The organism is Amycolatopsis sp. (assembly GCF_035546795.1).
Lineage (GTDB): Bacteria > Actinomycetota > Actinomycetes > Mycobacteriales > Pseudonocardiaceae > Amycolatopsis_E.
The window spans coordinates 23,077-35,349 of the sequence record NZ_DASZWC010000039.1; the positions used below are offsets into that span (position 1 = coordinate 23,077).

Sequence of the window (12,273 nt, forward strand, 5' to 3'; positions counted from 1 at the left end):
CTCCGCTACTGGCGGTAGTTCTCCACCTCGCGCGCCGGGCGCACCTGGGCGCCGGACTCGCTCTCGCCGAACTCGCGCCGGGCGCGCCGCTGGCGCAGCAGGTCCCAGCACTGGTCGAGCTGCTGCTCCACCTGCTTGATCCGGGCCTGGCCCGCGTCGTCGAGCCCGCCGCCGACGGCCTTTTGCCGCAGCTCGTGCTCCTCGGCGATGAGCTCGTCGATGTTGCCGATGATGTCCTTGTCGCTCACGGAAGTCACCGTACCCTCGATCACCGCTGTTCGTGCGGGGTCAACCCGGTGGGGTCACGTTCACCGCCACCTGGACGCCCTCGGTGAAGACGGCCCGAACGCGGCGCAGTGCGGCGGGGTCTTCCAGGGGGTCCCCGTCCACGGCGAGCAGATCCGCGTCGAACCCGGGCGCGAGCCGGCCCTTCCGGCTGCCCAGCCCGCACACGTCGGCGGCCACCTCGGTCATCGCCCGCAACGCCTGCGCGGGCCGCAAGCCGAGCTGGGCCAGCCGCAGCGGCGCGTAGGTCAGCACGTCGTGCGGTTTGGGCGGGCCGATGCCCGCGTCGGTCCCGGCGGCCACGCGGGCCCCCGCCTTCACCAGCCGATGGTGGTTCGCGATGATCAGCGCCATCCGCCGCCGCACCTGGGGCGGCGGGTTCGCGCCGGGAACCGGGGCGATCGCCAGGGTCGCGCCGACCGCGATCTGCCGGTGCGCGATGCGGCGCACCAGCTCGGATGAGGGCACGTCGACCCCGTCGGCGGTCCAGAACGACACGTGCTCCAGCCCGTCCGCCCCGGCCGCGACAGCGTCCACAATGGACTGTGTGGCGTGCGCGTGCACCGTGACCGGCAGGCCGTGCCGGTGCGCCTCGTCGACCGCGCCGGCCAGCTCGGCGCGGTCGAACTGCGCGGTTTCCTGGCGGGTGCCCGGGGTGAGCGTGCCGCCGCTGGCCATGATCTTGATGATGTCCACCCCGTGCTCGGCGTGCTCCCGCACGGCCGCTCGAATCCCGCCCGGCCCGATTTCGCCGCCGAGGAAATGACAATGGCCGCCGGGCACCGTGATCGGCGGGCCGGACGCCAGGATCGTGGGCAGCGTGCCCGCGGTTCCCCGGAGCCGCAGGGCGAGATACCCGCGGTCACCCAGATCCCGCACCGTCGTGATCCCGGCTCGCAGCGCCGTGCGGGCCGCGTCTCCCATGGCACGCAACGCCGCCGCGTCGTCCCGGGCGGCGAGCGCGCCCACCGGATCGGTGCTCGCGTCGAAGGCCAGGTGGACATGCGTGTCGATCAGGCCGGGCAGCAGGGTGGTGCCGGGCAGGTCGACGAGCAGGGCGTCGGGCGGGGGCGGGAAGTCGTAGTCCACGCCGACGATCCGGCTGCCGTCGATGAGCAGCGTCGGATCGGCGAGCATTCTGGTGCCGTCGAAGAGTCTTTCGGCCCTGATCGCGATGCGCATGGTCGTCCCCTCCGACCGTTCCGGCGCGGATGCTCCCAGCCTACGATTGTGTTGGCATTCCACAAAATCGTTGGGGATTGGCCAACAGAATGCCGTTGTTACGCGGATTCCCGTACCTTCACCGAAACCGGCAGCACGGTCCGCCGCGGGGGCAGCGCCTCCCCGGCGAGCAGCGCGTTGAGCTGACGCACCATTTCGCCGACCTGATCGGCCGGGCTCTGGTGCACGGTGGTCAGTGGCGGCTCCATCGTCGGCGCCAGCATCGGATGGTCGTCGAAGCCGATCACCGAGATGTCCGCCGGGACCCGCCTGCCCGCCGCGCCCAGCGCCCGCAACGCGCCCGCGGCCATCAGGTCGCTCGCCACGAACACGCCATCCACTTCGGGTTCCCTTGCCAGCAACCGTTCCATCGCCCTGCGGCCACCGTCCAAAGTGAAGTCTCCCTCCTCGGAAAGCCCGGCGGGATCGAGGCCCGCGTCGATGAGTGTCCGCTGCCAGCCCCAGAGCCGGTGCACCGCCGCCGTCTGGTCCTGCGGCCCCGCGACGGTCGCGATCCGCCTGCGCCCGCGGTCCAGAAGGTGTTGCACCGCAAGGCGTGCGCCGTCCTGGTTGTCGAAGTCGACCACGTGCACCCCGCGGGTGAGGTCGCCGGCCTGGCCGCCGAATACGATCGGCAGCCGCAACAGCCGTAGCGCACGGGGGAGCGGGTCGGCCCGGTGCGGGGCGAAGACCAGCGCGCCGTCCACGTGGCCGCCTTCGAGGAAGCGGATGGTGCGGGCGTGGTCGTCCGGCCCGTCGTTGAACAGCAACACCATCTGGCTGCCCGAATCCGCCAGCGCCCGGTAGCCGGCGCGCATCACCGCGTTGCGGTACGGGTCGCCGAGCAGAACGTCCTCCGGCTCGGACAGTACGACCGCGACCGCGCCGGTGCGCCGGGTGACCAGCGAGCGGGCGGCCTGGTTCGGCGAGTAGCCGAGATCCCGCGCCGCGGCCAGTACGGCATCCTTGGCACGGGAGCTGACGTTTGCGTCGCCGTTCAGTGCGCGCGAAGCCGTGGAGCGGGACACCCCGGCAAAGGCCGCGACGTCCTCCAAAGTCGGCCGATCATCCACGTACTTTCCCTTCCTGCTGGGAGCGCTCTCAACCATATCGCAACTTGACACCCGTCGTGGTCGGCGACACACTCGGTCTCGTTCTGGGAGCGCTCCCAGTTCTCTCCTCGCGAACCCCACTAGCAAGGGAAGAGACGTGCGACATCTTCACAAGGGTGTGAGCCTCGCGATCGGACTGGCGATGCTGGGCGCGAGCCTGGCCGCCTGCGGTGGCGGCGGGTCCTCGTCCGGGGACTCCGGGCAGATCGAGCTGACCATCGGCACGTTCACCGAGTTCGGCTACGAGAACCTGATCACGGAGTACGAACAGCTGCACCCCAACATCAAGATCACCCACCACAAGACCGGCGAAGGCGGCCCGTACCACCAGAACCTGATCACCAAACTGGCCGCGGGCTCCGGGCTGGAGGACGTCGCCGCGGTGGAGGAGGGCCACTTCTCCGACATCATCGACAAGTCCGGCAAGTTCAACGACCTCAACGAAATCGGCCCCAAGGACGTCACCGCGGACCGGTGGCTGCCGTGGAAGTACGAGGCAGGCAAGGACAAGGACGGCAGGCTGATCGGCTACGGCACGGACATCGGCCCGCTCGCGCTGTGCTACCGCAAGGATCTGCTGGCCGCGGCCGGGCTGCCGTCCGACCCCGAAGGCGTGAAGAGCCTGTTCTCCTCCTGGGACAGCTACTTCGCGGCCGGGCAGCAGTACGTGCGGAAGACCGGCGGCAAGGCGTGGTTCGACGCGTCCTCACAGCTGTACAACTCGATGGTCAACCAGCTCGACGTCGGCTATCTCGACCGCAACGACCAGCTGACGATCGAGTCGAACCCGGGCATCAAGGCGGCCTGGAACCGGATCACCACCGCGATCGGCCAGGGCCAGTCGGCCAAGCTCACGGCGTTCGGCAACGAGTGGAAGACCGGCTTCGCGCAAGGCGCGTTCGCGACCACCGTCTGCCCGTCGTGGATGCTCGGCGTGGTCAAGGAGGACGCCGGCCCGGACAACGCGGGCAAATGGGCGGTCACCGACGCGTTCCCCAACGGCGGCGGCAACTGGGGCGGTTCGTACCTGACCGTGCCCAAGCAGAGCAAGCACCCGAAGGAGGCCGCGGAGTTCGCGGCCTGGCTGACCGCGCCCGAGCAGCAGCTGAAAGCCTTCCAGGCCAAGGGAAACTTCCCCAGTCAGGTGCAGGACCTGTCCTCGCCGGAACTGCTGAACCAGACCGACGCGTACTTCGGCGGCGCGAAGGTGGGCCAGCTCTACGCCACCCAGGCGCAGAAGGTGACCAAGGCGCAGTACAAGGGCCCCGGTGACGGCCAGATCCAGGAGAACGTCACCACCCCGGCCCTGCAGGCCGTCGAACAGGGCACCGCGGCGGACCAGGCCTGGAACCAGGTCGTCGACGGCGCGAAACGCATCGTCAAGTGACCCTGTCACCGGTGTGCCCGCCCGCGCGGGCACACCGGTGAGGCCTGGCATGGAAAGGAAGGCCCGGATGACGAGCACCGTGCTCGAACCCCGGCAGCAGGTGCCGCGCGGGGACCCTCCCCGGAAGAAGTGGCGCTACCGGCTGTCCCGCTGGGACGTCAAAGCCTCGCCCTACCTCTACATCGCGCCGTTCTTCGTCGTGTTCGGTGTCGCGGGCCTGTTCCCGCTGCTCTACACGGCGTATGTGTCGATGTTCGACTGGGAGATCGGCGACGACCACCCGAAGTTCCTCGGCTTCCGGAACTACGTCGATCTCTTCGGCGACGGGCAGTTCTGGAACGCGGTGGTGAACACGGTGTCGATCTTCCTGCTTTCCAGTATCCCGCAGGTGATCGTCGCCGTGCTGCTCGCGGCGCTGCTCAACATGCGGCTGCGCGGCCCGACCACCTGGCGCGTCGGCATCCTGCTGCCCTACGCGGCGAGCCTCGTCGCGCTCGGCATCATCTTCAGCAACCTCTTCGGCCCCCGGTACGGCCTGGTCAACGTGATCTTCGAAGGGCTCGGCCTGGACCGGATCGAATGGCAGGCCAACAGGTTCGCCAGCCACGTCGCGATCGCCACGATGGTGAACTGGCGCTGGACCGGCTACAACGCGCTGATCGTGCTGGCGGCCATGCAGGCGCTGCCGAAGGACGTGATGGAGGCGGCGGTCGTGGACGGCGCCGGGGCGATCCGCCGGTTCCTGCACGTGACGCTGCCGATGCTGCGCCCGACGCTGATCTTCGTGGTGATCACCTCGACCATCGGCGGGCTGCAGATCTTCACCGAGCCGAAGCTGTTCGACGCGATGCCGGGTTCGAACAACGGCGGCTCCTCCCACCAGTTCCAGACCGTGACCCTTTACATGTACCAATCCGGCTTCGAGAACTTCGACCTCGGTTACGCGTCGGCGATCGCCTGGGTGCTGTTCCTGCTGATCATCGCGATCGCGGTGGTCAACTTCCTGATCACCAGGAGAATGGGGAGGCTGCGGTGAACTCCCGCCTCGGCAAGCCGAACTTCTTCGTCTACGCGGCGCTGGTCGTGTTCGTGCTGGTGTCGTTCTTCCCGTTCTACTGGTCGTTCCTGGTGGCCAGCCGCGACAGCGGGATGCTGGGCGAGGGTCTCCCGTCGCTGGTGCCGGGCGGGAACTTCTTCGCCAACGCGGCCAGGGTGTTCGACGTGGTCGCGTTCTGGAAGGCGCTGGGCAACAGCGTGATCGTCTCCGGCACCGTCACCCTGACCACGGTGCTGTTCTCGTCGCTGGCCGGGTTCGCCTTCGCCAAACTGCGCTTCCGTGGCAGCAACCCGTTGTTCGTGTTCATCGTGGTGACCCTCGCGGTGCCCACCCAGCTGGGCATCATCCCGCTGTTCATCGCGATGTCGCAGTTCGGCTGGGCCGGGCACCTGCAGGCGGTGATCGTGCCGAACCTGGTCACCGCGTTCGGTGTGTTCTGGATGCGTCAGTACATTGTGGACGCCGTGCCCTACGAGCTGATCGAGGCGGCGCGGGTGGACGGCTGCAGCGTGTTCCGCACCTTCTGGAACGTCTGCGTGCCCGCCATCCGGCCCGCCGCCGCGGTGCTCGCGATGTTCACGTTCATGATGTCCTGGAACGATTTCCTCTGGCCGCTGATCGTGCTCAACGCGGAGAACCCGACCGTGCAGCTCGCGCTGGAGCGGCTGCAGAGCGGTTACTACGTCGACTATTCACTGGTGCTGGCGGGAACAACGCTGGCCACCATCCCGATCCTCATCGTCTTCCTGCTGCTCGGCCGCCAGATCGTGGCCGGGATCATGCAGGGCGCTGTGAAAGGTTAGGCATGTCCGTTCTCGGTGAACGAGTCGCGGCGGGGCTGAAGTTTCCCACGGGCTTCGTGTGGGGTGCCAGCACCGCCGCCTTCCAGATCGAAGGTTCGACCACAGTGGACGGTCGCACCGACTCCAGCTGGGATGCCTTCTGCCGCCGCCCGGGGGCGATCGCCGGCGGGGACACCGGCGACCCGGCGGCGGATCACTACCGCCGCTACCGCGAGGACGTCGCGCTGATGCGCGAGCTCGGGCTCGGCACATACCGGTTTTCCCTGGCCTGGTCGCGGGTCCGGCCGGACGGCGGCAAGGTGAACCCGCCAGGGCTGGACTTCTACGACCGGCTGGTGGACGAGCTGCTGGCCAACGGGATCCGGCCGTGGGCCACGCTGTACCACTTCGACCTGCCACAGGCGCTGGAAGCCGATGGCGGCTGGGCGAATCGCGACACGGCCTACCACTTCGCCGGCTTCGCGGAAGCCGCGGCCGAACGGCTCGGCGACCGGATCCCGTTGTGGTCCACGCTGAACGAGCCGTGGTGCTCGGCGTTCCTCGGCTACGGGTCGGGGGTGCACGCGCCCGGCCGTCAGGACCCGGAGGCGGCCGTCGCGGCGGCCCATCACCTGTTGCTGGCGCACGGTCTGGGCATGGCGGAACTGCGGCGGCACGCGCCGGCGGCGGAGTCCGGCATCACGCTGAACCTGTACCCGGTCCAGGGCCCGGACCCGGAGGCGGTGCGCAAGATCGACGGGCTGATGAACCGGCTGTTCATGGACCCGGTGCTGCTCGGCCGGTACCCCGAGGACGTGCTCGCCGACCTGGCGCCGTTCGGGTTCGGCGAACTCGTGCGGGACGGGGATCTCGGCCTGATCTCGACCCCGATCGACATGCTGGGTGTCAACTACTACCGGGGCTACGAGGTCACGCGCGAGCCGGTGCCGGGCTCGGAGCCGGCGGGCCCGGAATGGATAGGTGCGGGCGAGGTCCGGTTCATTCCCGACCCGGACGCGCCACGCACCGATTCCGGCTGGCAGGTCGAGCCGGGCAAACTGACCGACACACTGGTGTCCGTGCACCGGGATTACCCGCATATTCCGCTTTATGTGACGGAAAACGGTGCGGCGTATCCCGATGTCACCGATGCCGACGGCCAGATCGCCGACAAAGACCGGATAGCTTTCCTGGACGCGCACCTTCGAGCCGCACATGCCGCGCTGGCAAGGGGAGTGGACCTGCGCGGGTACTTCTACTGGTCCCTGCTGGACAATTTCGAATGGGCCGAGGGGTATGCCAAGAGGTTCGGCCTCGTGCACGTCGATTACGAAACACAGCGCCGCACACTCAAACAATCGGCGGATTTCTACGCGAAAGTGATCGCGGCGAACGCATTGCCCGGACTGTGAACGCGGCGGTTCGGCCCCGGTCGCCGAGCAGTATCGCGGCTACCGCGTCGGGGGCCTCCTTCATGGCGTTGTGGCCGGTCGGGAGGACGTGGACACGCCACCCGGGATCGGCTTCGAGCCGGGCGCGCAGCGGGGCGAACGGCGTTTGGTGCTCCCAGCCCGAGCAGTAGACGAACTCGCGATGGGGGATGGGCGTGCCGGTGAGCCGGATCGTCTGCAGGAACGAGGCGAGGGGGTGCGGACGGCGGCGGGGGTCGCCGTTGCCCGGCGGCCGCACGGCATAGCCGCTGCCGGCGGCGCCGGTCGCGAACACGCCCCGGAAATAGTCGTTCGTCGCCGACCAGCACGACTCGCCCTCGCGCGGCACGTAGGCGTCGAGATGCACCAGGCGCGAGATCCGGCCGTCCGCGCGGTCCGCGGCGGCGGCGATCACCATCCCGGCGTAGCTGTGGCCGACCAGCGTCGCGTCGGTGATGTGGTGGCGATCGAGGTGCCGCAGCACGTCGTCGGCGTGCGTGTCGAGGTTGGCGGCCGCGACCGTCGCGGGGTCGTCGCCCGGCCGCAGACCGGTCAGGGTCAGGGCGTGCACGGTGTGACCGGCACGCTCCAGCAGCGGAACCACCGCCTCGTAGGCCCAGGAGCCCTTCCAGCCGCCTGGCACGAGGACGAACGTCGTCATGCGTTTCTCCTTGTCTCGTATGCCATCGAGACAAGTGTCGCCAGTGCGGGGCGTGGCTTGCTACCGGTTGGATGCCAACTGATACCTGTTCGCCGCCAAACTCAGGCGGCGACCGGCGAGGTGAACGCCTCGGTTGCCGGCTCGGGCCCTGGGGACGGCGGCAGTTCGGCGAGCAGCGCGGTCGCGTTGTCGGTGCCGCCGACGGCCAGCGCGGAGTCCACAAGGGACTGAGCGGAATTCCCGGCCCGGCGCACCAGTTCCGCCATCGCCGCGAGCGAAAGGTTCTTGTGCACGCCGTCGCTGGTGAGCAGCAGCCCAGCGAGGCCGCGCACCTCGGCGCGCCCGAAGGCCGTCGCTTCGGCGGTGCGCACGCTGGTGGTCACGATGTGTTCCATCCGCGGTACCACCTCCTCGCCGCGGTCTCGGAAGTACTCCGCCAGCGTGTGGTCCTTCGTCAGGGGCCGCAACGTCGAACGGGTCCAGGCGTAGGCGCGCACGTCTCCGACCCAGCCGATCCGGTAGCCCCCGGCGAAGGGCAACGCGACCACGAGCACGCAGTCGCCTGCCGCTGGGTCCGCGCGGACAGCGCGCTGTGCCGCGAGCAGCGCGGCGATCGGGCCTTCGCCTGGCGGCGTCCGCACCGCTGCGGCGCAGGCGATGCGCGCTGCCCGCGCGGCCGTGTGGTCGTCGCCGACCCCGTCGGCCAGCGCGAAGACTGTTTGCCCGGGATCGCCGTAGGCGCCGACCGCGTCCGCGTTGACGGAGCGCGGGCCCTGCGCGCTCGCGGTGTGCCAGGTGGGGATGTGGGTGAGGGGGTGGATCATGATGCCCTCCTTCGGCCTGTGTCTTCGAGTTTCGTCCGCTCCGCTGTGGCCGTGCTGTGCCGGATGTGAAGTGAACCTGTGATTGCGCAGCGAAGCGGGGCCGGGTGGCACCCGGCCCCCCTTCGCCCGGGACTCAGCTCAGCACGTACACCGTCGTGCCGCCGACGGTGATGGAGCTGTAGTTCGCCTCCACCCACGACTGGATCTGGCTCGACGACGAGTCCGTGCCGCCGCTCATCCCGCCGCCCTGGCCACCGGCGATGTAGTACGTGACCTGCCCGGAAGCCACGTAGGACTGGAACTGGGCCAGCGTCGGGGAGTCGTCGGTGCCGCTCCAGCCGCCGATCGCGATTACCGCCTTGCCGCTGGAGAGCTCCAGCTCCGCCGCGGTCTGTGAGCTGCCGGCCGCCGCGGCCCACTTCGTGGTCGTCTGCGACAACAGGGTGCTCAGCGCGGTGCTGCTGGACGACACGCCACCACTGCGTGCGGCCGCGGTGTCCGAAGTGGACGAAGCGGCCGACTGCCCCGGAGGCGTTCCACCTGTCTGGCCGCCCATCGAGCCGCCTCCCATGCCGCCGCCGATCGCGCTCGTGGTCGGCCCCGAGGTCGGGATCGAACCGGTGTGCGCCTGGCCCGCGGTGGTCACCGCGTATGCCGTGGTGCCAAGGCCGAACACCAGTACCGCCGCGGTGATCAACACGGTCGCCATCCGCCGGAATTCGTGCACCCCGACGGCGATCGCCGTGGCGCCGAGCACACCCAGCGCGGCGATCACGAACTTGAGCCAAGGCAGGTAGTCGGAGCTGCGGTCCAGCAGGATGTAGTCCCAGACCGCCGTCACCGCGATCATCCCCGCCAGCACCGCGCGCGCCGGCACGTTGTGCCTGCCCTGCCACAGCGCCCGCACCGACATCGCCACCAGCGCGGCGATCGCGGGCGCCAGCTGCACCGAGTAGTACGGGTGCACGGTGCCGCTCATGTAGCTGAACACCACCCCGGTCACCAGCAGCCAGCCGCCCCACAGCACCAGGGCCATCCGGGTCTTGTCGGTGCGCGGTGCCCGGCGGGTGAACCACAGCCCGGCCACCAATCCGATCAGCGCGGCGGGCAGGAGCCAGGAGATCTCGCCGCCGAAGGCCGAGTTGAACATCCGGGTGATCCCCGCGCTGCCGCCGAAGCCGGCGTTGCCACCGCCGCCACCACCCCCGGCGTTGCCGTCACCGCCGAAGATCCGGCCGAGACCGTTGTAGCCCAGCGCGAGTTCCAGCAGGGAGTTGTTCGTCGACCCGCCGATGTACGGGCGGCTCGCGGCCGGCCAGATTTCCACCAGCGCCACGAACCAGCCCGCCGAAACGATCACCGCGACCACGGCGCCGAGCAGATGCAGGAGGCGTTTCCCGAGCGAGGTCTTCGCCGCGAGCAGGTAGGCCAGCCCGAAGGCGGGCAGCACCAGGAACGCCTGCATCATCTTGGTCAGGAAGCCGAAACCGACCGCGACCCCGGCCAGCGCCAGCCACTGCGGACTGGCCTTTTCGATGGCGCGCACTGTGCAGTAGGCGCCCGCGACGAGCAGCAGGACGAGCAGCGCGTCCGGGTTGTTGAAGCGGAACATCAGTGCCGCCACCGGAGTCAGCGCCAGGGCGGCCCCGGCGAACAGCCCGGTGACCGGGCCGGAAGTGCGTTTCACCGTCGCGTAGAGCAGGCCGACGGAGGCGATGCCCATGAACGCCTGTGGCGCCAGGACGGTGAAGCTGGAGAAGCCGAAGACCCGGGCGAAGGCGACCGCCACCCACAGAGCCGCGGGCGGCTTGTCGACAGTGATCGAGTTGCCGGAGTCGAGCGAGCCGAACAGCCACGCCTTCCAGTTTTCGGTGCCCGCCTGGACGGCGGCGGCGTAGAAACTGTTGCCGTAGCCGGAAGCGGTCAGGTCCCAGAAGTACAGCATCGCCGTGCCGGCGAGCAGGAGCAGCACGGCCGGGCGCACCCAGGACGGCTGATCACCGTTGCCGAGGAGCAGGCGGCGCGTCCTGCCGTGTCCGTGCGGCGGGGCTCCATCGGGTGCCCGGTGCCGCGGTTCCGTGCGGGGCGGGCCCGTCAGAACGCTGGTCATTGTTCTCTCCCAAGGGGTTTCAGTGGTCCGACTGACGCCGCGGATGGAAGACCCAGCCCCGCAGCAGAACGAAACGGAGGATCGTGGCGGCCAGGCTGGCCGGCACGAGCACGGTGAGTTCGAGCGCGACGCCTGGCGCGGCGAGTGCGTTCAGCAGGGCGAGCGAGCCACTGGTGAGCACCAGCCCGAGGCCGAACACGACCAGCCCCTCGAACTGGTGCCGCGCGGCGCGTGCCGGTCCGCGGATGCCGAAGGTGACCCGGCGGTTGACCGCGGTGTTCGCGATCGCGGTGACCCCGAGCGCGAGGAAGTTCGCCACCTGCGCGCCCATTCCCGTGCGCAGCAACAGGAACAGCAGCAGGTAGGCGAGCGTGCTGCCGATCCCGACCACCGCGAACCGCACCAGCTGGGTGGCCAGTTTCGGGGGCACGCCCGGGGTGGACACGCCGATCGGTTGGCGGCCCAGCTGTGCCCGGAGTTCGCTGACGGGCAGAGTTCCGGTCGCGAAGCCGCGGATCATCCTCGCCACGCCCTTGAGGTCGGCGGTGGCGGTGGCGACGATGTTCACCGAGGAGTCCGGGTCGTCGACCCAGTCCACCGGGATTTCGTGTGTCCGCAGCCCCGCGCGCTGGGCGAGCACGAGCAGTTCGGTGTCGAAGAACCAGCCCGTATCCTCGACGAGTGGCAATAATTGCCGGGCCACGTCGGCGCGGATCGCCTTGAACCCGCACTGCGCGTCGGAGAACCTGGCGGCCAGCGCACCACGGAGAATCAGGTTGTAGCAACGGGAAATGAACTCGCGCTTCGGCCCGCGCACCACCCGGGCCCCCTTCGCCAGCCGCGAGCCGATCGCGAGATCGGAATGCCCGGAGATCAGCGGCGCGACGAGTGGCCCGAGCGCGGTGAGATCGGTCGACAGGTCGACATCCATGTAGGCGAGGACGGGCGCGTCCGAAGTGGACCACACCGCGTTCAGCGCGCGGCCACGGCCTTTCTGCGCCAGGTGCCGGACCTCGACCTCGTCGAACTCCCGCGCCAGCCGCTCGGCGACGTGCAACGTCGTGTCGGTACTGGCATTGTCGGCGACGGTGATGCGGAAGGTGTAGGGCAGGGTGGCCGACATGTGCCCGTGCAGCCGGCGGATGCACGGCTCCAGGTCGGTTTCCTCGTTGTAGACGGGAATGACGACGTCGAGCACCGGCGTGACGGTCCGGGTGTCGACCGGTGCGGTCCCGGGCCGTGGACCGGTTTCGGTGTACATCGTGGCTGTCATGCTTCTACGATCCGTCTCGGTACTGGGGTGTCGTTGTGCCTGCGCTGTGGGCGTTCTGTGAAGAAAGGGACCACCGGCCGGCCACCAACGGAACCGCCGCCCGGCAACGAAACCCAGGCCACCCGCACCCG

General features: G+C 69.4%; 11 protein-coding genes. 4 read left to right on the forward strand and 7 right to left on the reverse strand.

From position 1 onward, the window contains the following. Nucleotides 1-5 precede the first annotated feature (5 nt). From VHD82_RS21950 to VHD82_RS21960, 3 genes are all read right to left on the reverse strand, one after another. Nucleotides 6-248, reverse strand: a complete 243-nt coding sequence (locus VHD82_RS21950; protein WP_325706894.1) for a DUF2630 family protein — start codon at nucleotides 246-248, stop codon at nucleotides 6-8. A gap of 40 nt (nucleotides 249-288) precedes the next feature. Continuing rightward, the gene (locus tag VHD82_RS21955; RefSeq protein ID WP_325706897.1) at nucleotides 289-1,467 is read right to left on the reverse strand and encodes an amidohydrolase family protein; all 1,179 of its coding nucleotides are present in this window, start codon (nucleotides 1,465-1,467) and stop codon (nucleotides 289-291) included. Nucleotides 1,468-1,565: 98 nt separating this feature from the next. Then, entirely contained in the window at nucleotides 1,566-2,615 is a 1,050-nt protein-coding gene (locus VHD82_RS21960) for a LacI family DNA-binding transcriptional regulator (protein ID WP_325706900.1), read from the reverse strand. A 145-nt stretch (nucleotides 2,616-2,760) separates the two neighbouring features. On the opposite strand from VHD82_RS21960, the gene VHD82_RS21965 reads away from it, so the two are divergent. The 4 genes from VHD82_RS21965 to VHD82_RS21980 all read left to right on the forward strand — a co-directional run bounded on the left by VHD82_RS21965 (nucleotide 2,761) and on the right by VHD82_RS21980 (nucleotide 7,256). Next, nucleotides 2,761-4,005, forward strand: coding sequence for an ABC transporter substrate-binding protein (locus VHD82_RS21965; protein WP_414637565.1), 1,245 nt, complete (start codon nucleotides 2,761-2,763; stop codon nucleotides 4,003-4,005). Nucleotides 4,006-4,072: 67 nt separating this feature from the next. Continuing rightward, nucleotides 4,073-5,041, forward strand: a complete 969-nt coding sequence (locus VHD82_RS21970; protein WP_325706906.1) for a sugar ABC transporter permease — start codon at nucleotides 4,073-4,075, stop codon at nucleotides 5,039-5,041. Beyond that, complete coding sequence (locus tag VHD82_RS21975; RefSeq protein ID WP_325706909.1) at nucleotides 5,038-5,865, forward strand: carbohydrate ABC transporter permease; 828 nt, start codon at nucleotides 5,038-5,040, stop codon at nucleotides 5,863-5,865. The genes VHD82_RS21970 and VHD82_RS21975 overlap by 4 nt, the downstream gene beginning before the upstream one ends. Before the next feature lie 2 nt (nucleotides 5,866-5,867). Then, nucleotides 5,868-7,256, forward strand: coding sequence for a GH1 family beta-glucosidase (locus VHD82_RS21980; protein WP_325706912.1), 1,389 nt, complete (start codon nucleotides 5,868-5,870; stop codon nucleotides 7,254-7,256). Here VHD82_RS21980 and VHD82_RS21985 read toward each other — a convergent pair. The 4 genes from VHD82_RS21985 to VHD82_RS22000 all read right to left on the reverse strand — a co-directional run bounded on the left by VHD82_RS21985 (nucleotide 7,195) and on the right by VHD82_RS22000 (nucleotide 12,142). Continuing rightward, a complete protein-coding gene (locus VHD82_RS21985) occupies nucleotides 7,195-7,935 on the reverse strand; it encodes an alpha/beta hydrolase family protein (protein ID WP_325706915.1) in 741 nt (246 codons plus the stop codon). The genes VHD82_RS21980 and VHD82_RS21985 overlap by 62 nt on opposite strands. A gap of 101 nt (nucleotides 7,936-8,036) precedes the next feature. Further along, nucleotides 8,037-8,759 (reverse strand): serine/threonine protein phosphatase, encoded by a 723-nt coding sequence (locus VHD82_RS21990; protein ID WP_325706918.1) that lies wholly within the window; start codon nucleotides 8,757-8,759, stop codon nucleotides 8,037-8,039. A 133-nt stretch (nucleotides 8,760-8,892) separates the two neighbouring features. Then, a complete protein-coding gene (locus VHD82_RS21995) occupies nucleotides 8,893-10,869 on the reverse strand; it encodes an ArnT family glycosyltransferase (protein ID WP_325706921.1) in 1,977 nt (658 codons plus the stop codon). A gap of 19 nt (nucleotides 10,870-10,888) precedes the next feature. Next, a complete protein-coding gene (locus VHD82_RS22000; protein WP_325706924.1) occupies nucleotides 10,889-12,142 on the reverse strand; it encodes a glycosyltransferase in 1,254 nt (417 codons plus the stop codon). Between the last annotated feature and the right edge of the window lie 131 nt (nucleotides 12,143-12,273).

What these genes read in the sequence shown, in the direction of transcription:
- VHD82_RS21980 (WP_325706912.1), top strand. Translation starts at nt 5,868, where the DNA reads ATGTCCGTTCTCGGTGAACGAGTCGCGGCGGGGCTGAAGTTTCCCACG.
- VHD82_RS21970 (WP_325706906.1), top strand. Translation starts at nt 4,073, where the DNA reads ATGACGAGCACCGTGCTCGAACCCCGGCAGCAGGTGCCGCGCGGGGAC.
- VHD82_RS21995 (WP_325706921.1), bottom strand. Translation starts at nt 10,869, where the DNA reads ATGACCAGCGTTCTGACGGGCCCGCCCCGCACGGAACCGCGGCACCGG.
- VHD82_RS21965 (WP_414637565.1), top strand. Translation starts at nt 2,761, where the DNA reads ATGCTGGGCGCGAGCCTGGCCGCCTGCGGTGGCGGCGGGTCCTCGTCC.
- VHD82_RS21955 (WP_325706897.1), bottom strand. Translation starts at nt 1,467, where the DNA reads ATGCGCATCGCGATCAGGGCCGAAAGACTCTTCGACGGCACCAGAATG.
- VHD82_RS21990 (WP_325706918.1), bottom strand. Translation starts at nt 8,759, where the DNA reads ATGATCCACCCCCTCACCCACATCCCCACCTGGCACACCGCGAGCGCG.
- VHD82_RS21985 (WP_325706915.1), bottom strand. Translation starts at nt 7,935, where the DNA reads ATGACGACGTTCGTCCTCGTGCCAGGCGGCTGGAAGGGCTCCTGGGCC.
- VHD82_RS22000 (WP_325706924.1), bottom strand. Translation starts at nt 12,142, where the DNA reads ATGACAGCCACGATGTACACCGAAACCGGTCCACGGCCCGGGACCGCA.
- VHD82_RS21960 (WP_325706900.1), bottom strand. Translation starts at nt 2,615, where the DNA reads ATGGTTGAGAGCGCTCCCAGCAGGAAGGGAAAGTACGTGGATGATCGG.